Annotated in this window: 15 protein-coding genes; 10 read left to right on the top strand and 5 right to left on the bottom strand. The window is 71.2% G+C overall.

What is annotated here, in order from left to right; translation table 11 throughout:
* On the bottom strand, positions 1-709 hold a 709-nt coding region (locus D7Y13_RS15285), incomplete at its 3' end, for a HEAT repeat domain-containing protein (RefSeq protein ID WP_341870414.1).
* 311 nt (positions 710-1,020) lie between these two features.
* Here D7Y13_RS15285 and D7Y13_RS15280 point away from each other — a divergent pair.
* From D7Y13_RS15280 to D7Y13_RS15240, 9 genes are all read left to right on the top strand, one after another.
* Positions 1,021-2,787: a S53 family peptidase gene (locus D7Y13_RS15280; protein ID WP_120584427.1), complete on the top strand. Its 1,767-nt coding sequence runs from the start codon at positions 1,021-1,023 to the stop codon at positions 2,785-2,787.
* Between the two features lie 105 nt (positions 2,788-2,892).
* Positions 2,893-4,161: a hypothetical protein gene (locus tag D7Y13_RS15275; RefSeq protein ID WP_120584428.1), complete on the top strand. Its 1,269-nt coding sequence runs from the start codon at positions 2,893-2,895 to the stop codon at positions 4,159-4,161.
* Between the two features lie 229 nt (positions 4,162-4,390).
* Positions 4,391-7,576 carry a poly-gamma-glutamate biosynthesis protein PgsC/CapC gene (locus D7Y13_RS15270; RefSeq protein ID WP_120584429.1) on the top strand — a complete coding sequence of 1,062 codons (3,186 nt, stop codon included), beginning with the start codon at positions 4,391-4,393 and terminating at the stop codon, positions 7,574-7,576.
* Entirely contained in the window at positions 7,573-10,203 is a 2,631-nt protein-coding gene (locus tag D7Y13_RS15265) for a hypothetical protein (protein ID WP_120584430.1), read from the top strand. The genes D7Y13_RS15270 and D7Y13_RS15265 overlap by 4 nt, the downstream gene beginning before the upstream one ends.
* 35 nt (positions 10,204-10,238) lie before the next feature.
* Positions 10,239-11,324: a hypothetical protein gene (locus D7Y13_RS15260; RefSeq protein ID WP_147444363.1), complete on the top strand. Its 1,086-nt coding sequence runs from the start codon at positions 10,239-10,241 to the stop codon at positions 11,322-11,324.
* A 6-nt stretch (positions 11,325-11,330) separates the two neighbouring features.
* Complete coding sequence (locus tag D7Y13_RS15255) at positions 11,331-16,343, top strand: hypothetical protein (protein WP_120584432.1); 5,013 nt, start codon at positions 11,331-11,333, stop codon at positions 16,341-16,343.
* A gap of 73 nt (positions 16,344-16,416) precedes the next feature.
* Positions 16,417-21,024 (top strand): hypothetical protein, encoded by a 4,608-nt coding sequence (locus D7Y13_RS45730; protein WP_158620410.1) that lies wholly within the window; start codon positions 16,417-16,419, stop codon positions 21,022-21,024.
* A 35-nt stretch (positions 21,025-21,059) separates the two neighbouring features.
* Entirely contained in the window at positions 21,060-22,271 is a 1,212-nt protein-coding gene (locus tag D7Y13_RS15245) for a GNAT family N-acetyltransferase (RefSeq protein WP_120584433.1), read from the top strand.
* Complete coding sequence (locus tag D7Y13_RS15240) at positions 22,253-22,693, top strand: serine O-acetyltransferase (RefSeq protein WP_120532850.1); 441 nt, start codon at positions 22,253-22,255, stop codon at positions 22,691-22,693. Before D7Y13_RS15245 ends, D7Y13_RS15240 begins: the two co-directional genes overlap by 19 nt.
* Positions 22,694-23,004: 311 nt before the next feature.
* On the opposite strand, the gene D7Y13_RS15235 is transcribed toward D7Y13_RS15240, so the two are convergent.
* Together D7Y13_RS15235 and D7Y13_RS46895 are read right to left on the bottom strand one after the other, a co-directional pair.
* A complete protein-coding gene (locus D7Y13_RS15235) occupies positions 23,005-24,084 on the bottom strand; it encodes a hypothetical protein (RefSeq protein ID WP_120584434.1) in 1,080 nt (359 codons plus the stop codon).
* 71 nt (positions 24,085-24,155) lie between these two features.
* A complete protein-coding gene (locus D7Y13_RS46895) occupies positions 24,156-24,323 on the bottom strand; it encodes a hypothetical protein (RefSeq protein ID WP_167508750.1) in 168 nt (55 codons plus the stop codon).
* A 169-nt stretch (positions 24,324-24,492) separates the two neighbouring features.
* On the opposite strand from D7Y13_RS46895, the gene D7Y13_RS45215 reads away from it, so the two are divergent.
* Positions 24,493-25,266: a hypothetical protein gene (locus tag D7Y13_RS45215; protein ID WP_147444364.1), complete on the top strand. Its 774-nt coding sequence runs from the start codon at positions 24,493-24,495 to the stop codon at positions 25,264-25,266.
* Positions 25,267-25,288: 22 nt separating this feature from the next.
* Here D7Y13_RS45215 and D7Y13_RS15230 read toward each other — a convergent pair whose 3' ends face one another.
* Together D7Y13_RS15230 and D7Y13_RS15225 are read right to left on the bottom strand one after the other, a co-directional pair.
* A complete protein-coding gene (locus D7Y13_RS15230) occupies positions 25,289-25,756 on the bottom strand; it encodes a DUF6691 family protein (RefSeq protein ID WP_120584435.1) in 468 nt (155 codons plus the stop codon).
* Positions 25,753-25,953 (bottom strand): YeeE/YedE family protein, encoded by a 201-nt coding sequence (locus D7Y13_RS15225; protein WP_279637092.1) that lies wholly within the window; start codon positions 25,951-25,953, stop codon positions 25,753-25,755. The genes D7Y13_RS15230 and D7Y13_RS15225 overlap by 4 nt, the downstream gene beginning before the upstream one ends.
* Positions 25,954-26,043 lie beyond the last annotated feature (90 nt).

Raw genomic sequence — 26,043 nt, 5'->3', positions numbered from 1 at the left:
ACCGCTTCGTCCCGGATGCGCAGGGAATCACGCCCGGCGGGCGGCTGTACCGCACGGGCGACCTGGTCCGCTGGCGTGAGGATGGCGTGCTGGAGTTCCTGGGCCGGCTCGACAACCAGGTGAAGGTCGCGGCGGCTTCCTCGATCGCGCGGGGGATCAGGGCCTTCAACAAGTCCGCGGGCGGCGCACCCGCAGCATTCACTTCCACCTGTCCCATCAATGACTGCTCCGGGTAGCTCATGCAAAGAATCGCGAGGCGAAGCCCTCCGCTGTCCGTGGCCTGGATCTCCGCCGTGATGCGGTAGCCGTGCACGCCCATCTTCTTGAGCGCACCCTTCGCCGCCGCCTTCGTCTCCTTCACCGGCGCCATCTGCGCGCCACGCCTCACCAGCTTCGAGCGCAGCCGCGCCTCCGTCACCTTCACCAGCTCCGGAGAGATGCCGCCCGTCTTGTCCTTCAGCGTGTCCAGCGCCAGGTAGAAGCGCGGCCGGCGCGCCTGGTACGCCTTGAGGGCCTTGATGGACTCCGCCACCGCCGCCTGCACGGAGGCGTCCGTCTCCCCCTGGTACGCCTGGAGACAGTCGAGTCCCCCTGGCTCCAGGAGCGACCCCAGCCCCTTGGCCACCGCCGCGCGCACCAGCTCGCTGGGGTCCTTCAGCGCGCCGCACAGCGGCGTCACCGCCTCGGGGTCCTCGGTGGCGCCCAACACGAGGGCAGCTTGTGAGCGCGCACGCGGATCCCTTCCCTTTTCCAACTGACGCCCAAGGAAGGTGATGCGCGTGTCTGCCTGCGCCAGCGCAGCGCACGGCAGCAGGAAGAAAATGAGCAGGAGTGCTGTCGGCAGCCGCATGGGATGGGCAAAGAAGTGCCAACAGTGTAGCCGCGTTTTACCAGTCCACGACAGTTGCCTCGTGGGGCAATCGCACCCACCTTCGATGCGCACAATGGGCGACGTCCTCCAGCCCGGAGGACGGCTGGGGTGCGGCGGACCCGAGGGGTCACCGCGGGCTTGGGGGAGCAATGAAGCGCGGACACATCCTCACGGGTGTTCTTCTGCTGGCGGGGTGGATGGGGGGCTGTCGCGACTCGGACCGGCTGACGTCGGTGGGCAAGCCCCGTCCGCCAGGGCCTACACCGGTGGAGGGCGCGCCCACCCTTCCCGACTCGGAGACCTCCCAGCCACCGCCCGCGACGACGCCACCGCCCGAGCCGGAGGTGGTGGACCCGCCGCCGGAGCCGGAGGCCGAGGTCCTGGACCCGACGCCCATCCCGACGACGGACGGCGTCCCGGGCCCGTTGCCGGGCGTCTACACGGACAAGGGCGAGGCGCCGGAGACGGACCTCATCCGGGGGCTGGTGGCCTTCCCCATCCGCGACAAGGACGCGCTGGAGCAGCGCATCAACGACATCTACAAGCCGGGCGGCGCGGGCTTCCGCAAGTACATGACGCCCCAGGAGTGGAACGCGAAGCATGCGCCCCTGGAGAAGGACATCACCCTCGTCACGGACTGGATGAAGTCCCAGGGGCTGCAGACGCCTCGCGTCGCGTCCAACCGGTTGCTGGTGCAGTTCGTGGGGACCGTGGGCCAGTTCAACAAGGCCTTCGGCGTGAAGATCCGCATCCTGGAGCGCAAGTCGCCGCAGGGCGGAAATGATCCGCACGACGTCTACGGCCTCACGGAGCCCATCAAGGCGCCCACGTTCGTGCAGCAGCGCGTGTCCGCCATCGTCGCGTTGGACCTGCCGGCGGCGACGGGGACGCTGCCCGGCGAGTTCGGCCAGCCCTCCACCGACAAGCCCGACCCCATCAACCGGGGCCTCACCCCGCAGCAGGTGGCGCGCGCGTACGGCGTGGACACGCTCTACAACCAGGGCCATGAGGGCCAGGGCACGAAGCTGGGCGTGGTGATTGGCGCGAGCTTCCGGTGGAAGGACGTGCGCGCGTTCTGGAAGATGTTCGACATCGAGCGCGAGGACCCCAAGGTCATCCAGACCATGGAAGCGCCCGTCACGCGCTACCGCGAGGGCACGCTCGACGTGGAGTGGGCCGCGGCGATGGCGCCGAAGTCGGAGGTCCTCGTCTACATGGGCCCGGACGCGCGCAACACGTCCATGCTCTTCACCTTCAACGAGGCCATTGCCCGGGGCGAGGTCTCCGTCATCACCACGTCCTTCGCGCACCGCGAGGACTCCGAACCGCGCGCAGTGCACGAGCAGTACGGCGCCTCCGGGATGATGGCCGCGGCGCTGGGCATCACCGTGGCGGCGGCGAGCGGCGACTCGGCGGGCGTGGACACGCCGGGCTCCAGCCCCTACGTCACGGCGGTGGGCGGCACGCAGTTGAAGATGAACGGCATGACGGTGACGGGCGAGACGGCCTGGTACTACTCCGGCTCCGGCATCAGCCGCACCTTCACGACGCCTGAATGGCAGAAGGGCATCGTGCCCCTGCCAGCGAAGCGCGCGGTGGTGGACGTCGCGCTCAACGCGGACACCGGCTACTGGTACACGTGGCTGGGCGTCACCGTCCCCAACACCGGCACGTCGTTCGCGTCGCCCATCTTCGCGGGGCTCATCGCGGTGGTGAACGGGGCGCGCTCGGAGGTGGCGAAGCCGCCGGTGGGTTGGCTCAACTCGCAGCTCTACACGCGGCCCGACGTCCAGGGCACCTTCCGCGACATCACCGTGGGCGTCACCGACCGTCAGTACGAAGCCGGTCCGGGCTGGGACATCCCCACCGGCTGGGGCGCCCCCGACGCGGACGGGCTCTTGCGCACCCTCCCCTAGCGGGCAGGCGACGAGAGCGGACAGGCATGCGGGCCCTTTCCCGGCTGTCATCTGGGATTGACGGGATGCGAATGCGTGCGCAGGCGACGGTGTTCGGGACGGGTCATGTCCCAGTCCTTCCTGCGCACGTCCCTCCCCTGCCTCCTGCTGCTCGCAGCCGCCTGCAGCAGCGCCGTCGCCGGCCCGTCCGGTGCCGTGTCCGAGGCCCCCTCCGCTGAGTCCCCCGGCAGCGTCGTCCAGGCACCCCAGGCCCCTGTCGAGGGCGTGGCCCAGGCACCGACGCAGACACCGGCCGACCCGAGCATCCCCGTGGAGCAGACGCCCACCGGGGAGACCGAGACCCCGGCCACCGTCGCGCCTGCTCCCTCTGCGAGCGTGTGCGCACCGCTCAGTGGCCTGGCCACCCTCCAGGGGGACCTGTCGACGTGGCTCATGGGCGCGTCCATCAGCCCGGCCCGCAGTGGAGGCTTCAAGGAGCCCGGCGGCACGGAGCTCACCTCCTTTGAAGGCGCCTTCCGCGCGCTGCTCACGCAGGGGCCCACCGCGCAGGTGGTGCAGGACCTGGGGACGCTGGGCTTTGGCGTGGCCACCTTCCGCAACGCGGACGGCGCCGCGTGGCTGGTGGTGCGCGAGCAGGGCCTGCTCACCCGGGGCGGCGGCACCTTCATCCTCAACCTGTCGCCCGCGCGCGACCTCTGGTTGGAGGCGCCGCACGCGGACTCCGACGAGGGCACGCTGCGCCAGACGGCCACGCAGTTGGTGACGCTGGGCGCCCGCGCGCTGCTGCTCACCGGCAGCAACCGCTGCGCCGTCACCACCGCCAGCCCGTGCAGCGGCACCACCAGCGTGTGCGGCACCCAGGGCCTGCGCATCTCCGACGCCGCGCACTACGGCAACACCTTCTTCACCGCCGCCCACCGCGCGCTGCGCGACACCTATCCGGACGCGGTCGCGGTCAGCGTGCACGGCATGGACGCGAGCGATGGTCCCGAGGCCGCCGTGGTGAGCGACGGCACCAGCGTGCAGCGCCCCGAGTCCCTCTCCGTGCGCTTTCGCGACGCACTCAACACGCACCTCGTCGGCACCAGGCGCGCCTTCTCCTGCAACGCGCCGGATGACGCCGGCAAGCACCGCACGCTGTGCGGCACCAGCAACGTGCAGGGCCGCATCGACAACGGCGCCGCCGACGCCTGCTACGCCGAGGCCACAGCCGCGTCGGACCGCTTCCTCCACCTGGAGCAGTCCGTCACCCTGCGCGGCACCGGCGCCTCCTCCCAGGCGGTGATCCAGGCGCTCGCGGACACGGTGCCGTGCAGCCTCACCGGCTCAGGCCTGGGCTGCCAGGCCGTGGCCACCGCGGACCCCTGTCCTTGAGCTGACATCCGGGGTGCACGCACCCTGCGTGCCAAACGCGGGGCGCGGGGTGAAACCGAGGTGCACTTCGCTGTCGTCCAGGACACTGCGGGCGCGCCAATGTCGGGGCGTGGGCAGTCCGCGCGACTGGCGGGTTGGATCAGGGGTTGAGCAGCGAACGCTTCTCAGCTCCCGAGAAGCGCAACCCTGGTCGGTGATTTGAGCCTCCCTAGATTCGAGCGCAGCCACCATGGCGCTCTTTTCGACCCTGACACTCTTTCCGGCTTACTCCCTCGACACCTCCATCCTGGTGGCGGTGCTCGTGGGCGTGCTCATCCTGGCGCTCCTCACGGAGACGCTGGGATGGGTCTTCGTGGGCCTTGTCGTTCCCGGCTACCTGGCCTCGGTGTTCGTCATCCACCCGGAGGCGGGGGCCACGGTGGTGGCCGAGTCCCTGCTCACGTATGGGCTGGCGCTGGCGCTCTCCAGCGGCCTGAGCCGCACGGGGGCGTGGAGCGAGTTCTTCGGCCGCGACCGCTTCTTCTCCATCGTGCTCGCCAGCGTGATGGTGCGCGCGGTGAGCGAGACGTGGCTCTTGCCCTTGCTCGGCCGGTGGATGGATGATCGCTGGGGCACGTCCTTCATCGTGGACCGCAGCCTGCACAGCATCGGCCTGGTGCTGGTGCCGCTCACCGCGAACGCGCTCTGGAAGCTGAAGGTCCGCCGGGGGCTGTGGCAGGTGGGCGTGCCGGTGGCGCTCACGTACGTGCTCTTGCGCTTCGTGCTGCTGCCCGCGACCAACCTGTCCTTCAGCAGCCTGGAGCTGATGTACGAGGACGTGGCGCAGGACTTCCTGTCCAGCCCCAAGGCCTACATCATCCTGCTGACGACGGCGTTCCTCGCCGCGCGCTTCAACCTCAAGTACGGCTGGGACTTCAACGGCATCCTCGTGCCCGCGCTGCTGGCGCTCACCTGGCTGGAGCCCCTGAAGCTGGTCGCCACGCTGGCGGAGGTGCTGCTGCTGGTGGTCGCCGCCAAGGCGGTGCTGTCGGTGCCGGGGCTGCGCACGCTCAACCTGGAGGGCCCGCGCAAGACGGTGCTCGTGTTCTGTCTGGGCTTCGGCGTGAAGTGGGCCATCGGCTGGGCCATGGGCGGCCGCATTCCGGGCCTCAAGGTGACGGACCTGTTCGGCTTCGGCTACCTGGTGCCCACGCTGCTGGCGGTGAAGATCCTGCAGAAGCAGGTGGTGGCGCGCGTGCTGCTGGCCACGCTGCACACGTCGCTGGCGGGCTTCCTCATCGGCAGCCTGGCGGGCTTCGGCCTGTCGCTCATCGAGCCGCGTCCGGCCACCGCGCTCACCGCGCAGGCGCCGCGCGACCAGGTGCCCGGGCTGGGCCTGGACCACACGCCGCTGGGCCTGATGGCGATGGGCCGCGCCACCGCGCGGGAGAGTGACGCGGGCGGCGTGTCGCTGCGGCTGAAGCATGGCGACCTGCGCACGTACTCCTCGCTGTGGAGCCGCGTGGACGCGTGGCTGGAGACGGGCGGCACGGAGGGCGTGTCCGCGCTGCGCACGCAGGCGGCGGCGCTGGGGCTGGAGCTTCGCGCGCTGCCGGTGGTGGAAGGTTCTCCCGCGCGCTTCGCGCTGGTGGAGCGCGTGGACGGCGAGGGCAAGGCGGGCTGGGACACGTCCCTGCTGGTGCCCGGCGCGAAGGGGCCGGTGCTGGAGGTACCGCGTCCCCTCTCCGAAGCGCCGAGCGCCGAGGTGGCCGCGCTCCTGTGCGAGCGCGTGCACTGCCGCGCCATCATCGTGAGCGGCGTGGATTCGCGCCGCGCGGGGCTGGTGCTGGGCGACGCGCTGTCGCAGTCGGAGACGCCGCTGCGCCACGCCCACGAAGCACTGTCCTCGCGCGAGCGGGTGCAGGTGCGCGTGGACGCCTCGCTGAAGCCGGGACAGGTCGTGCTGCACACGCAGGATGGCAAGGCGCCGGAGTCCCTGGCCGCGCTGTGGCCCGACGCGAAGGTGACGTCCGCCGCGCCGCCCGAGCCCGGGGACACCTGGGGCGAGGACCGGCTGAGCGTGCTGCGCGCGGGGCCCGCGGACTTCGCGTCGCGGGTGCTCGCCCAGGCGCCGGAGCTGGCCGCGCCGATGACGGAGCGCGACGCGCTGGGCGCCCTGATGGTGACGCCGGACGGGGTGCGCACGCCCGCGGTGCGGCCCTCGGATTCGGAGCTGCTGGTGCTGGAGCAGCAGGTGGCCGCGCCGCTGCTGGGCAGCGGGACCTCCGACGTGCCCGTGGCGCTGCGCGCGCGCTGGGCCGGGGCCATGGCGGCGCTGTTGGGCCTGCGGGTGCACCCGGTGACGGACTGCGCCCAGGCGAAGGATTGCTGGTGGGTTACGGACGCGGAAGCCACGCCGGGCCGGCTGGGCGCGGGGCTGCTGGTGCGTCAGGGCGGCTCGCCGCTCGCGCTGGAGGTGCCGTCGCCGGGTCGCGAGGCGGGCACGCTGCAGGTGGCCGCGGAGCTGTGGCACGAGGCCGGCGCCACCGCGCTGGTGTTCGCCACCGCCTCCACCGAAGCGCCCCACCCCGCCACCTTCGGAGAGCTGCGCACGGCGTTCCAGGCGTTCCATCAAGCGGTGCACCGCGCGCTGCCCGGGAAGAACGGGCAGGTGCTGGCCATCCGGGGTTTCTCCGGCCGGCCTTCCGTGAACGCGGACGTGCTGGTGGACGTGGGCAGTCCGGTGCTCACCCCGGCGCAGCGGCCGGCGGAGCTGGAGCGCCTGCTGTCCTCTTCCGGCCCGCTGGGCTGGCTGGGTCAGCGCGTGCGCTACAACGACGGCGCTCCGGAGCTGACGGGCCTCAACGACGCAAGCCCGCAGCAGGTGTTCTCGCGCACCTTCGGTGGGGCGAAGCTGGCGACGCTGTGGCTGTCCGAACCGCTGCGCGGCGCCTTCGTGGGTCCCCGGCTCGCGGCCGAGGAGCTGGCCCTCACGGGCCTGACGCCCGAGGAGCCCCGCGAGTCGCCGGAGCGCGCGTTGCTGGCGGATCGGCTGGTGGCGCCCTCGCAGCCGGTGTCGTCCGCGCTGAAGGAGCACTTCGCGGAGCTCACCGCCGGCGCGGAGCGCTACCTGGCGCAGCAGAACGTGCACGACCTGCGCGCGCTGTCCCAGACGAAGCGCGTGGGCAACGTGTCCCGGCAGGTGAAGGCCGGCTTCAGCGCCGAGCACGGCCTGCCCTTCCTCCTGGTGGAGGCGCGGCAGGGACATCAGGTGCTGCGCGCCGTCTATTTCCTTCAGCAGCACCCGTCGCCGCTCGAGCGCGCGGAGCTGACCGCCGGTGACGCGGGGCTCGCGAGCGCGGTGGACGTGGCGCTGCGACACCGCCGACCGGTGGTGTTGACCGGGGAAGTCTCCCGCGAAGAGGCACGTCGATGAAGACCCGCAGCCGCGCGCTCCTGGCGCTCCTGGGCCTGCTGACGGCCCTGGCGCTCATCTGGGGCGCGAGCCTCGCCGTCCTGGGCAACACCGACACGCCCACCGCTCGCCGCGACGCGAAGTTCGTCAACGCCGAGCGCCTCATCTTCTACCGGCTGGAGCCGGGCAAGGAGATGCGCGTCCGGGTCCCCTCCGAAGCGGAGGAGCTGCTCATCGTCACGCACGAGATGCTGCCCGAAGGCACGCCCTACGCGCCGGAGAAGCAGTACCAGTACGGCCTGCAGGCCATCCTGCGCGCCCCGGCGGGCATCGTGCTGGAGCGCTCCATCTTCACGCGCACGCGTCAGAGCAAGGGCCAGCCCCAGGAGGACGGCACCTTCCTGGAGGAGAGCGCCTTCACCACCATCGCCACCGCGCAGGTGACGGACGAGCGCGAGTTCGTGCTGCGCCTGCCGGAGCGGCCGGAGCACTCGGTGCTGTACCTGCGGCCCGCGGGCACGAAGGGCACGCTGCTGGCGCGCGTGTACGTCCGGGCGCACCGCACGCTGCCGCTGCTCGCGTCGCAGAAGCTGGCGCAGGCCCGCGCCGAGGTCCGCGCCGGCCGCGCCACCTTCGAGCCCTTCGAGAAGCTGTCCCAGGACACGCGCCGCTGGCTCACCGAGGAGCACTGGGAGCGGCTCAACGCGGAGGGCGAGGCGGGCACGGACTACCAGATCGAGCCCGTCTACCGCACCGCGTTCCGGCTGCCCCTGGTGGAGGCCACCGAGTCCGTGCAGGAGCGGCTGGAGGCGGGGCGCGCCGTGGCGCTCAACGTCACCGGGCCCGCGAAGCCGGTGCTGTGGCTGTGGAGCGACGCGACGGACGCGCACCCGCAGCCGCATGGCCCCGTGACGGTGCGCACGCTGTCGCAGGACGGGCTCGTGCACACGGTGGAGCTGCCGGGCCCCGTGGCGGGCTCGCCCATGTCGCATCCGCTGGAGCTGCCCGCGGGCGTGCACACCGTGACGGTGCGCAACGACGGCAAGGAGGACCTGCGCTACACGGTGGAGGGGCCGTTCGAGTCGTGGCTGCTGCCCGCCGGGCCGCGTCCCGCGCCGGGCGCCGCGGCGGATGGCCATGTCGCCTTCCTGCCGGACACGCGCCGCACGGAGGCGTTCGCCACCGGTCCGGCGTGCCCGGTGCTGGAGCTGGACATCGATCCGCGCATGGACGCGGCCGGAAGGTTGGTGCGCATCGACGCGCGCTCGCTGGACCGGGCCCCGTCGCGCGAACCGCTGCACCTGAGCCTCACGGTGCTGGATGCGAAGGGCCAGCCGCTGGGACAGGCCTCGCTGGATGCCACCACGGAGCCCGCGCCGTTCGAGAGCGCGGACCTGGTGGCGCTGCCCGGGGGCGCGCTGCCGTGCATGCCCGTGGCGCAGGTGACGCAGGACGCGGGTTCGGCGGGCTCGGGTGAAGTGACGGACCTGCCCGCCTGGGTGTCCCAGGTGGCGAGCGCGCGGCTGTTCCTGCCGGCGGGTGCGCGCAAGCTGCGCGTGGAGGCGCCGCGCTCCACCATCGTGCAGTTCTACAGCTTCCTGGCCGGTGCGCAGGCGCTCACGCCCGTGGCGCCCTACACCGAGACGGCGCTCAAGGGCGTGCGCTGGCGCAACGCGCCCCTGGATCAACGCTCCTGGCATCCGATGCGGCCGGCCAACATGAGCGAGCTGATGCAGGGTGGCGCGCGCATGGAGCTGCTCAGCCAGGTGCGCCTGGAGCCCGTGGGCCCGGAGGACGAAGCGGTGGCGCCTTCGGGTGACGCGGTGGTGGTGCGCCCGTATGGGACGCCCGCCGTGGTCGAGGTCCTGGAGTCCGCGCAGGCGGACACCGCGGACGTGGTGCGCACGCTGTCCACCATCCTGGAGCCGGGCCGCGCGGTGCGGGCGCAGTTCGATGCCCGCACGCCCACCCGTCCGGAAGTGCGGCTGTCCTTGAAGGACGCGACGGCGCTGGGCAACGAGGTGGAGGTGCTGCTCGACGGCGAGCCCCTTCACCGCTTCACCGTGCGCTCCACGCGTTCGCGCGAACTCCTGCCGCCCCTGCCGCCCGGCGAGCATGAGGTGCTGCTGCGTTCGTCCGCGCCCGGCCTGACGGCGATGCTCAACCGGCCTCCCGCGGCGGGCAGCGGGCTGCGCTCGCGCACGGTGTACCCGGTGGGCTCGAGCGGGCTGCGCGTGCCGGTGCGCAAGACGGGCCCCGGCGCCGTCACGCTCAACGTCGTCGTCTACACGCCGGTGGCGGAGGCCTCCACCGCGCCCCGTCTCTCCGTCACGGTGGATGGAGGCAACCCCGTGCGTCGCGCCAGCGTGCTGGTGCCGCACGTCACCCGCGCCGAGCGCACCGTGGTGCTGCCCGCCTCCGAGAGGGATCCGGCGATGCCAGCGGGCCGTCCGGGCGTGAAGTGGTACGCGCGCACCGTGCCGGTGACGCTGGGCGAGGACATCGCGCCGGGCGTGCACACCGTCCGCATCCAGGCACTGGGCCCCGAGCCGATGTGGGCGCGCTTCTTCGTCTTCGGCCAGTCGCTGGAGAACACCGCCCCGCGCGAGTGGAACCGGGGCGGCTGGCAGTTGGAGGAAGCGCTGTGAAGCCGTCCCGGAGGACCGGGTCGTGGCGCCCGTTCGTGGCCGCGGGGGTCGTGTCGGTGCTGGGCTTCGCGCCCGGTACGGAGGCCCAGACAGCCCTGTCCTCCAATGCATCTGGCGCCCTGGCGCAGAAGTCCCAGAAGCTCGAAGCGACCCGGCCCGCCGTGAGCGCGAAGACCCCGAAGCAGGAGCGCGTCCCCCAGGAGGATCCGGCCGTGAACCCGCCCGAGGCAGCCGGCGCGAAGGACGGATGCCGCGTGGACGCGCGCTTCTCGGGGCTGTGGCCCCGCGTGGACGCCGTGACGTTCCACCCCACGACGCTGGAGGAGCGCGCGGCCTTCACGAAGCTCATCCCCGCGCTGCTCGCGGCGGCGCCGAAGCAGAAGGACGTGCCCCCGGAGCTGACGAACGTGGCCGCGTCGGTGGGCTTCTTCCTGGAGACGTGGACGACGCCGCGCGACACCTTCTGGGTGCTGCGCGAGCGGCCGGACCGCTACCACGGCGCGGGCGCGTACGTGGTGCGCACGGGCGAGGCCACCGAGGACGTGGTGCAGGTGCCCCACCCCTACTTCGACATCGGGACGGAGGACATCGGCGCGGGCCTCTTCTCCTGCCCGCCCGAAGGCCGCGCGCCGCGCCTCTTCATGACCGCCACCGCGCACCGCTACCACGGCACGCCCGGCGAGACGCCCGAGGACCCCGAGCACCCGGCGGACGTGGCCCACAACCCGGACCACCTCTTCCAGACCGTGACGGACCTGGCCGCGCGAAGCCTGCCTGCCCTGCGCGTGGTGCAGCTCCACGGCTTCGGCGAATCCAAGGTCCAGAAGGGCCGCACGGAGACCCTGACGGCGGTGGTGAGCGACGGCTCGCGCCAACCCGGAGCGTGGGCTCGGCAGGTGTCCGTACCGCTGGAGGATGCGCTGGGACACGGCGTGAAGCTGTTCCCGGAGGGGGTGCAGGTGCTGGGTGGGACGCAGAACGCCCAGGCACGGTTGCTCCAGGCGTATCCGCAAGCCCTCTTCCTGCACCTCGAAATGTCATCCCGCACGCGCAAAGCGCTGGCCCGGCCGGCGCGATTGGAGCGGCTGGGACAGATTCTGTTCGCACCCTTGGAGGACTGAGCGCCGATGTTTCCCGTTCGACGCCGCGCCCGTTTCACCCTGCTCGTGGGAGCGCTCGCGGCGCTGCCCGTCATCGCGCAGTCCGCAGCACCGCAGCCGTCCGTCATCGCCCGCCGTGAGGAGGGCATGGCCTGGCAGCCCAGAGCCGTCCGGGGGCCGGTGGCCCTGGAGGACGTGCGGGGCCACGCGCCCTACGTGCCCGACGGCGTGCCGCAGGCCACGGGCTCCGTGGAGGTCACCCCCCAGAAGGGCGCCGCGCTGTGGCTGGGCCCGCTGGACGTCGTGCGCGTCTCCGGCCCGGCCGGGGCGCTGCGCTTCACCCGCGTGCCGCTGGTGGAGGACAAGGACGCGCCCGACTTGCGCGTGGACGAAGAGGGCATCCCGGAGCGTCCGGGCCGCTGGTATCTGGCGGAGCCGATGGGCACCGGCAGCATCTGGTGGGTGACGGCGACGAAGGACGCGCGCATCACGGTGGAGCGTCCCGCGCCCACCTCCACGGTGAAGACCGAGGAGCGGATGCGCGACGCGCTCCTCAAGTGGGTGGACGGACAAGGGCCGCGCCCGGCGCTGGCCTTCGATGCGGGCACGCGCGCGCGGCTGGACGTGGTCGCGGCGTTGGAAGCGGAGCTCGTCCGTGACGAGCCCGCGACGTCGCCGCTGCGGGACGCGGTGCGCGCCTGGCGCAAGGCGGAGGTCCTGCGCGAGTGGGCGCTGGTGTCTCCGCTGTGGGGACAGGCGATACGCGTGGAGCGCCCCCGTCCCACCGGCACCGAGGTGGCGCTGGAGGGCCTGGACGCGCCCTGGTATCGCCCCGAGGTGAAGGGCAACGTCTGGGCGCTGGAGCTGGAAGGCCCGGGCGTGCTGTCGCTGGAAGCGCGCTCCGTGCTGGGCGGCGACGCGAACGCCGAAGCCGCGAAGGTGGAGGTGTACGGCGTGGGCGCCACGCTCGCGCAGGCCCAGCTCACCTCGCAGCCCGCGTGGGCGGAGGCGCCCGAAGGCGCGGCGCTCCCGGACGGGCGCACGGCGCGGGTGCTCGCGTCGGGCGAGCGCGTGGGCATCGCGGAGGAGCTGCGCGTGGCGCTGCCCCCGGGCAAGCACAACTACCGCGTGAGCTGGAAGGGCGGGCCGCTGATGCTGCGAGCGCGCGTCGCCACGCGCAGGCCCACGCTGTCCGAGGCGCTGACGCACCAGACGCACTGGACGGAGTTCGCGGAAAAGGCGTGGGAGCAGGTGAAGACAGACACCGCGCCCCGTCCATCACTCCTGCGCCAGCAGCTGGTGGCGCTGATGCCGGAGCTGGCGCGCGGCACGTACGGCAAGACGAAGACGGAGGGCCTGTCGCCGCTGCTGCGCACGCTCGCCGCCATCGGGGACCGCGACACGGACGCGGCCGTGGAAGCGCTGAAGGGCGCGGACGCCTCACCGCTCGCGTGGCACCTGCGCCTGCTCACCGCGAAGCAGCTGCTGGACCAGGGCAAGACGGACGCCGCGCACGCGCTGCTGGGCACCGCGCCCGCGTTGCCGGAAGCGGGCTTCCTGACCGCCGAAGCGTCGGAGCTGGTGGCCCGCCTGCCCTTGGGAGATCCGCTGCGAAGCCGTGAGCTGGCCGCGCTGGAGCTGGCCTGGCGCGCGGAGCCGCTGTCGGAGGACATCCGCCGTCGCTACCGCACCGCGTGGTGGCGCGCGAGCCGCTGGTCGCAGGTGACGCCCGCGTCCCAGGACGCCCGCGACGACAACGGAGCGGTGACGGAAGTGAAGCCCTCGCGGTGGCTGGACCTCCAGGCCGTGGAAGCCGACGCGGCGATGGCGGGCAGCGCGATGTGGCCGCTCGCCGCCGGAGGCACCACCCACGTCCAGGCCACGGGGCTCGCCGAGGCCCCCACCCTGCTGCGCGCCTACGTGATGACGCCGCCGGGCGCCCGGACGCATCCGGTGCTGCGCGTGGGCAACAACGCCTTCCCGCTGCTGCCGCTGTCGTCGCTGGAGCCGGTGGAGATCGCGCTGCCTCCGGGCGAGCACGCGCTCAAGCTCGAAGGCGCGGCCGGCACGCGGGCCTTCCTCTCGCTCGCGCCCACGAAGGAGCAGGGCACGCCCGCGGAACTCGGCTACGTGCGCACGCAGTGGCCGGTGAAGGTGGGCACGAAGCCGGTGCGCTTCCGGGTGCCGGACGCGAAGCTGCCCTCGCCCGTGCGCGTGCAACTGCGCCCGCTGGATGCGGTGGCGGGCAAGCCCCTCGTGGTGCGCATGTCCACCGACGTGGGCCACACCCGCCGCCTGGTGCTGCGGCCCTCCGCCGCGAGTGCGAATCACCTGGCGCTGGAGGGCGCGCGGGGCACGTCGTCCGCGCCGGTCTCCGTGGTGGTGACGCTGCCGCCGCAGGCCCGTGAGGTGTGGTTCGAGCCCGAGGACGCGAAGGCGTCGCTCGTCGTCTCGATGGCGGTGCGCCGAGCAGAGGTCGCCGCGCCCACGGAGGTCCCTGCCCTGCCGCAGCCGCAGGCCGGCACGTCCTACGAAACGCTCCAGGCGCTCTCCCGCGCGCTGCGCGCCACGCCCGGCGAAACGGAGCCGCGCCTCGCGCGCGCCGAACTGCTCTCCTCGCTCCAGGAGGAGGGCTTCGCCCGCGCGGACGTGGGCCGCCTGCTGGACGCGCAAGCGAAGCTGACGCCGGAGCAGCAGAAGCGACTGCTCGCGCTGATGGATCGCCTGTCCCAGGCGGCGCCGCGCACGGTGCGCTTCACGCAGGCCATCACACAGCCCACGCTGGTGTCGCCGGCCTTCGCGGCGCTGCCGGACACGGGCGACGCGAAGCTGTCGGCCTCCAGCGCCCAGGCGCGCGAGGGCCACGCGGACGCGGCGCTCGCGGCGGTGTCGGGCGACAAGAGCCTCGCGGGCCGCTACCTGCGCGCACGGCTGCTGTCGGCCTCCGGTGAGGACGCGGCGGGCGCGCTGGCGATGGCCGCGCTGTACCGCGAGACGGGCCTGCCGCAGGTGGGGCTGGAGGCGCTCGGGATGCTGGAGCGGCTCCAGGACTCGCCCCAGGCGTGGAAGGACGGCGGCGCGCCCCTGGGCGCGGCGCTCGCGGGCCAGCTCCAGGCGTGGGCGGACCACCCGGACGTGCGGCGCATGAGCTTCACGGCGGGCCGCTGGACGCGCTGGGAGCGGCTGCGCGACGCCGAGGAGGCCGCGGGCTCGCTGGAGGCCACGTCGGAGGGCGGCACGGAGGACGAGGACGTGGCGCAGGCGGTGCGCAAGGCGCTGCTCGCGCCGCCGTGGAAGCTGTCCGAGGCGAAGCTGCTGCCCGCGGGCGCGGCCCGCGTGATGAGCCTGGTGGTCAAGCAGCCCCGGCCCCTGGGCGCGGAGGTGCTGTGCGGCACCACACCGCGTCCCGGCGTGGACGTCACCGGCACCTGTGCGTTCGCGCTGCGCGTGGACGGCCGCGTGGTGCGCGAAGTGAAGGTGGCGGAGGGCGAGACGGCCGTGCTGGGCACGCGCCTGGACGTCCCCGGCCGTCACCAGGTGGAGGTGGTGCTGGCGCGGGCCGACACGCAGCAGACCGGCCTCGTGCGCTTCGTGGAGTCCGAGCAGGGCGCCGCCAACGCCCGCGTGATGGTCGCGCCGCAGCCCCTGTCGCTCCTGCGCAGCCGTCCGGGTTCGCCGGTGGTGATGACGGTGCTGGGCCCCACCGCGCTGCGCGTGCGTGCCCATGCGCTCGCGCCCACGGCGGGCCGCGAACTGCTCCTGCGCAGCACGCCCCTGCCCTCCGGTGACGGCGCGGGCGGCTCCGGCGCGGAGGAAGGACCGCTGATGCACCTGGGCCTGCCCGGGGACGCCGACCCGGGGCTCAAGGGTGCGTCGCAGCCGCTGGGTCGCGCGGGTGAGACGTGGCTGCTGTTGCCCTCGCGCGGTCCGCACCGCGTGAGCCTGGAGTCACCCGAAGGTGAAGCGCTGGTGCAGGTGCAACTGGGTGTCGTCGCGGATCCGAGCGCGCTCGCGACCTCGACGTGGGCCCAGGGCACCACTGGCCTGGAGCCCCTGCCCTGGCCGGCGCTGCCGCCGGACCTGGCGCTGCTGCCGGACGGCATGGCGCCCGAGGCCCCGGGGTACGGGCCGGGCATGCTGTCCGCGGAGCTGGGCTTCCGCAGCGAGGACGTGGAGGAAGGCGAGCTGCTCAACCGTCCCCTCCAGACGGGCATGGAGCTGCGGCTGTCGCTGCGCCGGGAGCTGTCCCCGGGCCGCGCGTGGCTGCGCGTCACGCCCGAGGCCCGCTATCCGTTGAACAAGAGCCCGGTGATGGGCGGATCCGCGGCGGTGTACCTGACCCGGCTTCCGTGGGACCTGCGCCTGTCGATGCAGGGCGCGGTGTTCACCCAGTCGCTCGACGGCGCGATGCGCTGGAGCGCCCGGGGCCGCGTGTCGGCGGACCGCTACGTGCGGCTGTCACCGGACGTGGGCCTCATTCCGGGCCTGGGCCTGACGCTGGAGTCCATGCAGGGCAGCGGCGCGGTGGATGCGACGCGCTACGACCAGAACGTCTACTGGCTCTACGGCAAGGACCATCCCCAGCGGCTGGCACCGCGGCTGTCGCTGCGCTGGCAGCCGTTCCAGGACCACGTGGCCACGGTGGGCACGTCCGCCACGAGCAACGGCAACCTCTACACGCTGGACAACGCCGGGGCCTACGCGAGCTGGGCGGGGCTCCTGGGCGGCAAGCTCAAGGGCACGCGCGCGGAGCTGGGCTACGGCGCCTCCCAGCGCTTCCAGGACGAGCACCGCTCCACGGCCTACCTGCGCCACCGCGTGTCGGGCCGCGTGGACTGGAACGTGTGGATGGGGCGTGGCGGCAACCGGCTGATGCTCTACGCCGAGGACCGCGCGTTCCTCTCCGGTCCGTACGGGTTCCAGAACGTCTTTTCACTGGGAGCGCGGTGGGATTGGACCGGCGGACGTGGGTTGCAGGACGTGACTCCCACCGAAGAGGAGTTCGAGGAGCTGCTGGATGAACGACGTTTCCAGCCGTGAGGTGTCCTGATCCGAACGGGGACGGGGGGGGGCCGGGCAGCTTTCTCAAGCAATGAATAGCTCTGGCCGCGACATGCACCTGTCCACCGATCAGCTCGAGACGCTCCTCTTGGAAGCCCTGCCCCCGCTCCACCGCCGCGTGCGTCACGCGTCGGCCGGAGCGCTGGCCCAGCGGCTGGTGGAGACCTGCCCCCGGCCCGCCGGGGTGGAAGGCCTGGCCCCGTGGCTGGGCGTGGCCCTGGAGGTGCTGGAGACGGAGCTCGCCTCCGTGCACGAGGAGCTCATCCAGTTCACCCGCCAGCACAACGAGGCGGTGGATGACGCCGCCCGTCGCGAAGTGCTGGTGAACCACCTCAAGGCCACGGTGAAGGACCGCAAGGAGCGCCGCGAGGACCTGCGCGCCCTGGACCGGTGGATGGGCTTCGACGCCCTGCGCGAGCGGCAGGAGAAGCGCCGGCACAAGCTCCTGATTGAAGAAGAGACGGCGCTGCGGGCCCTGACGGGCATCATCACCGTGACGACGCAGAACGAACTCCAGCCGTCGGCCGTCGCGCTGGCCCGGCAGTTGTTGGACCGCGCCGTGGACGCGCCCCGGGCCCAGAACCGCTTCGCGGCGCTGGAGGCCTTCCGGCAGCTCACGCAGTCGGTGCCGGGCGTCGCCTCCACGCTGCCGGAGGTGGGCCCCACGCTGACGAGCCTCGCGGGCCAGGAAGACGTCAGCCCCTTCTTCCAGGCCGAAGCGCTGCGCGCGCTCCTGTTGGTGGACGCGCTCACGGGCCTGGCCCTGCTGCGCCAGCGGCTGCGCGCGAAGGCGCCGTCGGAGAAGGACTTCCTCTTCCGCCGGCAGGTGCTGGAGCAGTGCGCGCCGCTGCTCGCGGAAGAGCACCGGATGCCGCTGCTCACGGAGGTCGCGCACCACGACCCGAGCGAGTACGTGCGCATGGGCCTGTGCGCGCTCATCGCCACGCGCCCGGACGGACAGCCGCTGCTGCGCAGGCTGGCGGGGCTGGAGAAGGTGCCGGCCATCGTGAAGGACGGGGCGGAGCGGACGCTGTCGGAGCCCAGCCCGCGCGTGCGCACCGCCGCCGTGCTGGCCGCGGTGGAAGCCGCCATCTCCACGCCGAAGGTGAAGGGCCCCGCCCTCCAGGTGCTGGTGGACGTGCTGGGCCAGGACACCGCGCCGCTCGTGCTGCGCGTGTCGTGTGAACGGGCCGCCGCGCTGGCCGAAGCGCTGGGTGCCGCGGGGCTGGGTCCCGCGCACGCGGCCCTGCTGGACGCGGTGGAGTCCCTGGCGACGCAGGCCGCGAGCACCGGGCCGGTGGTGGAGGCCGCGGCCGCGGCGGCGCAGGTGCTGCGGCGGGTGAAGGATCCAGCGCGGCAGGCATGGACGGCGTACCTCGCGGGCCGCGTCTCCCAGCTCAAGCCGGGCGGCCGCACGCGCCTGCCGCTGTTGCCGCCTCCGGAGAACCTGCCGGCGCTGCCGGAAGGCCCCGAGTGGCTGGGCGCCATCCTCGCGGACCTGTCGCAGGACGGGCACGGACTGTACGCAGAGCGCTCAAAGACGACGCTGACGCTGTGGCACGGCGACCGGCACCAGCGCCGCCTGTGGCGCATGTGGCACGAGCTGGGCCGCCCCGCGCCGAACAAGCGGCAGGCCTTCCTGCACACCACCGGGCGCACGATGCCGGGCACGCTGCGCGCGCACCCCGGACACCTGGACGAAATCACGGAGACGCTGGTCCCCGGCGAGCGCGTCCACGTGGCGAGCCAGGGGAGCTGGGGCCGTCACCTGCCCACGGTGGATGACCTGTTGGACCTGCCGTTGTCGAAGGACGGCAAGGTGCACCTGTTCAGCAGCCACGGCGAGACGGTGGTGGTGCCGCCCGCCTCGCGCCTGCGCCGGCTGGCCAACCGCCTCAAGGTGACGAAGGACTACCGGAGGCTGGCGACGCTGCGGCTCGACTCGCTGGGTGGCGAGGAGCCGCGCGAGCGCCGGCGTTTCGTGGAGCAGGTGGAGAAGGACCTGGGCGTCCAGGTGCGCTTCACGCCGTACGGCCAGGGGCAGCGGGTGCCCGCGCCGCTGGCGACGCTCTTCCAGGACACCGCGGAGACGGTGGCGAAGCCCACGACGCTGCACACGCCCGCGATGCTGGGCCTGCAGAGCGGCTTCCTGGCGCTGCTCACCGAGCGCATCCTGGAGAACGAGGGCTACTTCCTGGGCATGGGCGGCAACGGCATCGCCGCGCTGGGCCTGTTCACGGCGGCGCTCTTCTCCGTGTTCCTGGGCGACACGTACGTGAAGCGCCAGAACGTGCGCAAGGCGCGCGAGCAGATTCCGCTGTGCATCGGCGGCTGGGGCACGCGAGGCAAGTCCGGCACGGAGCGGCTGAAGGCGGCGCTCTTCTCCGGCATGGGCTTCGAGGTCTTCGCGAAGACGACGGGCTCGGAGGCGATGTTCGTGCACAGCGCCCCGGGCGCCGGGCCGTCCGAGTTCTTCATCTTCCGCCCCTACGACAAGGCCACCATCTGGGAGCAGAAGGACATGGTGGAGCTGGGCGCGCGCCTGGGCACGGAGGTGTTCCTCTGGGAGTGCATGGCGCTGCAGCCGAACTTCGTCGAGCTGCTCCAGAACGACTGGATGAAGGACGACTTCGCCACGCTGACCAATGCCTATCCGGACCATGAGGACATCCAGGGTCCCGCCGGCATGGACGTGGCATCCGTCATCACCCACTTCATGCCCAGGGGCGGCAAGGTGGTGACGACGGAGGACCACTTCCTGCCGCTGTTCAAGCAGAAGGCGCAGGAGAAGGACACGACGCTCTTGCACAGCGCGTGGTGGGAGGCGGAGCTGATTCCGGAGGAGCTGCTCGCGCTGTTCCCCTACCGCGAGCACCCGCGCAACATGGCGCTGGTGGCGACGCTGGCCGAGCAGCTGGGCGTGTCGCGGCCGTACGCGCTGGCGCTGATGGCCGAGCACGTCCAGCCGGAGATCGGCGTGCTGAAGGTGTTCCCGCAGACGCGGGTGCGCGGGCGCCTGCTCACGTTCATCAACGGGCACTCGGCGAACGAGCGCACGGGCTTCATGAACAACTGGACCCGCACGGGCCTGGGGGACGTGGATCCGGAGTCGAACCCGGAGCGCGCGGTCATCACGGTCATCAACAACCGGTGGGACCGGGTGTCCCGTTCGGAGGTGTTCGCGCGCATCATGGTGGAGGACGCGCCCGCGGACCGGCACGTGCTCATCGGCACGAACCTGGAGGGCCTGCGCAAGTACGTGCGCGACGCGCTGGACCGGCACCTGCTGGGCACGGACGTGGTGGCGGTGGAGGAGCTGTCCACCCCGGAGGGCGCGGGCCGCGCGGAGGTGCGCCTGGCGAAGGAGCTGGCGCGGTTGAAGGTGCCGCGTCCCACGGCGCAGACGTTCATGGAGCGCTTCGGCCGGTACGCGGCGGGCGCGGGCCTGAAGGTGACGCCCACGGTCGCGCTGAACGCGGCGGTGGAGAAGGCGCTTGCTGGCGCGGACGACACCGTGGTCGTTGAGAAAGTGCGCCGCGCGCTGGAGCGCGAGGTGGGCCCGCTGCTGGAGGAGGCGCTGGCGCCGGTGTCGCGCGTGCAGGCGCAGCCGCTGCCGGAGGTGCTGGCCCCGGCGACGAAGGACGAGGTGTGCGAGCACGCGCTGTACCTGCTGGCGCGCATGGCGGTGCACGCGCGGCTGAAGCAGGCGCTGCCCCGGGATGCGGCGGGAGACGCGGCGGGGCGCGTGAAGGCGTTCCACGCGAAGTTCCGCGAGGCCTACAAGGCGATGTTCCTGGAGCAGGTGGTGCCGGTGTCCGACGCGCAGGCGACGGGCGACCAGGTGGTGGACGCCTGTGCCCGGGCAGTGGCGCCGGGGATGCAGGTGAGCATCATGGGCGCGCAGAACATCAAGGGCACGGGCCTGGACTGGGTGTACCGCTGGATGGCGTTGGACCGGGTGACGACGGCGCTCAAGGCGCTGGAAGGCACGTCGGTGGAGGCGCGGCGGCGGGCGCTGGAGTCGCTGGAGACGTTCGACGACTCGGGCTTCGTGGACGCGGGCCTGGCGCGCACGGTGCTGCCGAAGCTGGTGGAGAAGGCGAACTCGCCGGACGAAGCGGACCGGCTGCGCAAGCTGGCGGAGCGCGCGAGGGCGCGGCACGAACTGAAGCTGGCGGCGCTGACGCACACGGCGGCGGGCGGCGCGACGCAGGTGGTGGTGCGCAAGCTGGAGAAGGTGTTCGACTACCTGGACAGCGTGACGCGCCGAAGGCTGAGCGAGATGCTGCTGGAGGACCTGGAGAAGGGCCGCGTGTCGCACGCGCGGGCGGCGGTGGAGACGCGCAAGCTGTACGAGCGCCAGAAGGGCGGCTGGCTCTTCCGCGGCCTCAAGAAGCAGCAGCCGATGCGGCTCCTGCCGGTGCCGACGGAAGTCCCCGTGCCCCAGCCCGTCACGGTGGCGGAAGCGCCACAGGCGGTGTTCACGAAGTCGGTGGAAGTGCGCGGCACGGTGCCGCTGCGCCACCTCCACTCGGAGACGAACGCGATGGCGAAGGGCGAAGGGCCGGTGCTGCTGCGCGACGCGCCGGTGAAGCCGCAGGGGCCGGATGTTCCGAAACCCGACGCGTCCGTGGATGACGCGGGCGAGCCGCTGTCCTGAGTCCTCGCGAGCCAGAGACCCGAGGAGACACCTTCATGGAGGAGAATCCCATCACGGACGCGCTGTTCGGGGAGCGCGTCCCATCCCGGCCCTGTGACGGCGGGCCCCGGGCCTGGAGGCAGGCCCAGCGAAGGACCGGAGAGCGCACGGAGCCCCTGCGGGTGGACGTGGTCCGCGACCTTGCCGGCTTCAACGCGCTGGAGGAGGAGTGGAACGCGCTGGTGCTGCGCGTGGACGACCAGGTCTTCTACCGGCACGAGTTCGTGCGCTGCTGGTTGGAGCACTTCGGCAAGGGAGCGCCGCTGCGCATCCTCACGGCGAGGGACGCGGCGGGAAGCCTCGTGGCGGTGCTGGGGCTCAAGGAGGAGCAGGGCCACCAGTACGGGGTGCCGGTGCGGCAGTTGTTGTCGCTGACGAACAAGCACTCCTGCCGCTTCGACCTGCTGGCGGAGGAGCCGAAGCGGGCGGCGGCCGCCTTCCTGTCGCATCTGATGGGCGACCCGAGCTGGGACGTGCTCCGGCTGTCGGACGTGCCGGAGGACGGCGCGGCGTGGGCGCTCATGCATGCGGCGCGGGGCGCGGGAATGCCCTGGGGTGCGTGGCCGAGCGCGAGGTCCCCATACCTCACGCTGCCGAGCACGGTGACGGCGTGGACGAAGGGACGGAGCAACGCGAAGCCACTGCGCAGGAGGCGTCGGAGGTTGGAGGAGAAGGGCCGCGTGGAGGTGGAGCGCGTGTCCGGAAGCGAGGGGCTGGAGGCCCGGCTGGAGGAGGCGTTCGCGCTGGAGCAGAGCGGCTGGAAGGCGCAGCAGGGCACGGCCATTGCCCAGGCGGAACACCGGCGGGGGTTCTACACCTCGCTGGCGCGGATGGCGGCCAGGCGGGGCTGGCTGGGCTTGTACTTCCTGCGACTGGATTCGAGGGCCATCGCCTTCCAGTACGGCCTGGAGTACGGAAGTCGCTATCTGGCGATGAAGCCCGGCTACGACGAGGTGCTGGGAGAGGTGAGTCCGGGTCACCTGCTGACGGAGAACCTTGTCCAGGACTGCATCGGGAGGGGGCTGAAGGAGCTCGATTTGTTGGGGGATGACGCCCCGTACAAGCGCGAGTGGACGCAAGCGGTGCGACAACACCACTGGCTGTTCATCTACCGGGATACACTGGTAGGGCAGACCCTGCAGCGGTCCAAGTTCCGCTGGGCACCGGTGGCGAAAAGGATGGTGGGGAGATGGGTCCGACGGCGCTGAGTTTCTACTGGGCCGCGAAGCGGCTCCAGGCGCTGAAGGTTCCTCGACTCGCGGGCGTGGTGGCTGCGGTGGGAAACCGCCTGAACAACAGCCACGTGGACACGAAGGCCGCGCTGCATCCCAGCGTGGAGCTGGGCTACGGAGGCATCGGCGTGATCATCGCGCCGGGGGTGGAGGTTGGGGAGAACAGCTTCATCTCCCAGAACGTGAGCCTGGAAGGAGCCCCCGGAAAGGTCGGAGTGCCCCGAGTGGGGCGCGACGTCTTCATCGGCGTGGGCGCCCAGGTGCTGGGCCCGGTGACGATAGGTGACGGAGCGAAGATTGGAGCCAACGCGCTCGTCATCGAGGACGTGGCCCCCGGAGCCGTGGTGGCAGGGATACCGGCGCGAGAGCTGAAGCGCGTGCCTCCGACCGGGACGTGAACAGCAAGGGTTTCCTCACGCGTCCGGCGAAAAATGAGCCCGGCGCGTCGCGAATCCGCAAGGCGCCGGGCTCTGCCCACCCCTATCCCATGTTCAAGCAGGCACGCGATTCGTCATCGCGATCCCTGCTTCCATTGAAGTTCTGCCCCGAAAGGCAGCTGCCGTCTGCGTCCGGGGCGCGCTCGAGAGCGGGCCTGTTCGGAGGCAACCCTCCCAGAGGAGGGCAGACAGTCACACGGTCTCTTGCCGTGAGATGAAAGGCTCTGGCATGGCCATCCTGGATGCCTTTGTCTTGGGTTGGGGAAACCATCCTACTCCGAAGCAACGATGCGAACCACCCCTGGCACATCGTGGCCATGCTCGATGAGCATCTTCCGCACAAGGAAGGGCAGCGTCATCGCATCGTGCGGTCCATGGTGCTTCTTCCCGGCGAAGAAGGCGTCGCAGTGGCCAATCAGCGCATTTGAATCCAGGGGCCCATGAATGGAGGAAAGCCAGCGCGCCGAATCGTCAGCGCACTCGACGTAGGGTTCGTCGTGCGCCAATTGCTTGAAATTCACGTCAATACCTCGAACTCCAGAGGCGAAGCGGCGATGTGCTTCTTCCTGCACGCCCTTCAGAATCCTGCGCCAGTGCCAACGAGCGCGGCCGAGGAGAATCCGACGCTCTTGCGCGACCAGGACGAATCTTCCATTCGCCTGCCGGTGCACCAACCAGCGGGCCACCGGTAGTCGCTCCAGCTCAATTCCCTTGCGGAGCACGGGAACGAGCCGGACGAACGTGTACCTCAACACCAGTGGGCCTTCGACCTGCATCAACTGCGTTGGCCGAGCCGCTTCGAACTCCTCTCTGTCAAACTCGATCAGGGTATCGAGCGATTGTTGCTGTTCCTCCCCTGGCAAAATGGCCTCCTGGAGTTCACTCGACTCCAACTGGGCCGATTTCGAACTAGCCCCGTCATCCTGCGCATCGCTCACGCGCTCGTCGTCGACGCCGACGCCGACCGCCTCACTCTGATTCTGGGCCTTTCGCGCTACCCTGCTCCGGAAGCTCTTCTCTGCGAGCGCCTGCTCGCGCCGTAGCTGGTCCCTCAGGTCCATCAACCGCCGCGCGCGCTCCGTGTCCTCCCACCGAGCCCCCGGCACCTCGCCGGAGACCGCGAGGTATACCCGAGAAGTTGTTCGGTTGAGCCGGTTGCCATAGCGCTTCTTCAACTCGGCCACTTGGTGTTCGAACGCAAGCGACCTGCCATTGGCCCAGCCACTCACCACGCTCTGCTCAACACGGCAGAGGTCACCCACTTCCTGCTGCGTCATGCCATCCGAGAGGGCAATCTTCACCAACTCCCGGGTGTATTTGAACTTTGGCTTTTTGGGCTTCTTCTCATCCATGGTGTCTTCATCGCCTCGAACGGGCCCCCGGGAAGTACCCAAGCGCCTCCCGGGGACCGACACAGACCACTCTACTTCTTCGAACCCTGCGGATCCTCGCGGACAGGCTGCGGCGGTCTGGCGTTCGGATTCAACTGCTTCCCTCGATTGCCCTGGGCCTTGTCCCAGGTCATGTTCGTTCCCGGAGTCCCCCGGTTGCCGTTCTGGATGTCCGCTTGGTGGTTGGGCTTCTTGCGCATCGCGTCCCTCGCTTCCAATGCGGCGTGGGCATCAGTGCCTCGCCGTTGATACGCGAACCAAGGTGCGCCCCAAGCCCTTGATTTTCCAATGATAATCCCGACATACAAACCTGATAGTGGTTGATGGGGGAAGAATCCGCAGCCGAACCGGACCAGGGAGAAAACCTGAATGACCACCGTTGCGAGTGTCGTAGTGGGCAGAGAGGGGTTTCGTGTTCCAGAGGCGCAATCCGAACGGCTGATTTTCGCGGAGCAGATCGCGAACCACTGTCGGCGCGGAGGCGCCGACGTAGTGCTTCTTCCCGCCGGGTACCTTTTCTCCCAGCACGACGAAGAGAAAGCCCTAACGCGGGATGCCAAGGCGCTTGCACTGGCATGCAAGGGCGTGTCCCTGGTCGCAGGAGTCGACTCGGGCACGGCAAGAAAGCTAGGGCAATCGAAAGTCGGGAGTGGAAAGCGCTTGGATGAATGGACGAAGAAGAGGTCGCTCCCCTTCTGGGTCTTTGCCAGTGCCCCGGATGGGACCATCCTTCGAATGTTCAGGCAGCGGAGCACCACTGCGGCGAATGGCGCGCAACTGGACGCGCCCTCCAAATCCGAGCAGCAGGAACGAACCGTGGAGCTGGCGGGATTGAACTGTTACCTGCTGGCCTGTGGTGAGCTCTTCAATCCCCACCTCCGTGCCTCCCTCGAAAGCAAGAACATCGACCTGATCACCCATCTGGCCCACAAGGGACTGGGGAGAACATTCCCCAAAACGTTTCCGCGGCTTGCGACCACAGCTCGCGCATGGGTCATCAACTCACAGCACGCACTGAATGGATTTTGCTGGGCCGCGAAGCGAGGCAGCACACAGGCAGACTACGTGCCCGGCGCTCTGATTCGCGCGGACGCGAGTGCAGCGGGAGAATGGGCGCAAATTTCCTTTTGGAATGTCGCCTGAATCACCAAACGCTCGGCGTGGGTCAGCTTTGAGGTCGAGCGGAGGAATGAGAACCAGGGGCCGTTGAGACAGCTCCCCTGGCGCGCGTCCAGATGCGGAACAACGCCATCCCCGCCAGCATGGACCCGACGAACAGCAACACGTCCCGTCCACCCGTGGCCAGCGACGTGAACGCAGGACCCGGGCAGTAGCCCACGAGTCCCCAGCCCACGCCGAACAGCACCGCACCGCCAATGAGCGACCGGTCCACCCGAGCCTGTGAAGGCGCCGGGAACCGGGCCGCCAGCACCGGAGCGGACCGACGGCGGATCAGCCGCAGGAGGACGGCGTGCACCCCCACCGCCCCGATCATGACCATGGCGAGGGAGGGATCCCACCGGCCCGCGACGTCCAGGAAGCCCATCACCTTCTCGGGCTGGGTCATCCCGCCCAGCCCCAGGCCGAGCGCGAAGAGGACGCCGCAAAGTCCCGCGACCAGGAGGGCCTTCACGCGACACCTCCCAGCACGTGACGCACCAGGAAGACCGTCAGCATGGCCGTGGCCACGAACGTGATCGTGGCCACCAGCGACCGCCGCGTCCCCCGTGCGACACCGCACACGCCATGACCGCTGGTGCAGCCATTGCCCAGTCGCGTCCCCACCCCGACCAGCAGGCCCCCCGCCACCAACCACCATGGACCGGGCACGTCTGGAGCCCCCAGCGATCCAGGCCAGATGAAGCGCAGCAGCAGCCCTCCTCCCAGCAGCCCACCAAGGACTGTCCCTTATACACATCT

Origin of the sequence: Corallococcus praedator (assembly GCF_003612125.1) — a bacterium.
Lineage (GTDB): Bacteria > Myxococcota > Myxococcia > Myxococcales > Myxococcaceae > Corallococcus > Corallococcus praedator.
This window is presented reverse-complemented; position numbering and strand designations above follow the sequence as displayed.

Excerpts from the sequence above, each read along its gene's own strand:
- D7Y13_RS15280 (WP_120584427.1), top strand. The coding sequence starts at position 1,021 with ATGAAGCGCGGACACATCCTCACGGGTGTTCTTCTGCTGGCGGGGTGG.
- D7Y13_RS15275 (WP_120584428.1), top strand. The coding sequence starts at position 2,893 with ATGTCCCAGTCCTTCCTGCGCACGTCCCTCCCCTGCCTCCTGCTGCTC.
- D7Y13_RS15270 (WP_120584429.1), top strand. The coding sequence starts at position 4,391 with ATGGCGCTCTTTTCGACCCTGACACTCTTTCCGGCTTACTCCCTCGAC.
- D7Y13_RS15265 (WP_120584430.1), top strand. The coding sequence starts at position 7,573 with ATGAAGACCCGCAGCCGCGCGCTCCTGGCGCTCCTGGGCCTGCTGACG.
- D7Y13_RS15255 (WP_120584432.1), top strand. The coding sequence starts at position 11,331 with ATGTTTCCCGTTCGACGCCGCGCCCGTTTCACCCTGCTCGTGGGAGCG.
- D7Y13_RS45730 (WP_158620410.1), top strand. The coding sequence starts at position 16,417 with ATGCACCTGTCCACCGATCAGCTCGAGACGCTCCTCTTGGAAGCCCTG.
- D7Y13_RS15245 (WP_120584433.1), top strand. The coding sequence starts at position 21,060 with ATGGAGGAGAATCCCATCACGGACGCGCTGTTCGGGGAGCGCGTCCCA.
- D7Y13_RS15240 (WP_120532850.1), top strand. The coding sequence starts at position 22,253 with ATGGGTCCGACGGCGCTGAGTTTCTACTGGGCCGCGAAGCGGCTCCAG.
- D7Y13_RS15235 (WP_120584434.1), bottom strand. The coding sequence starts at position 24,084 with ATGGATGAGAAGAAGCCCAAAAAGCCAAAGTTCAAATACACCCGGGAG.
- D7Y13_RS46895 (WP_167508750.1), bottom strand. The coding sequence starts at position 24,323 with ATGCGCAAGAAGCCCAACCACCAAGCGGACATCCAGAACGGCAACCGG.
- D7Y13_RS45215 (WP_147444364.1), top strand. The coding sequence starts at position 24,493 with ATGACCACCGTTGCGAGTGTCGTAGTGGGCAGAGAGGGGTTTCGTGTT.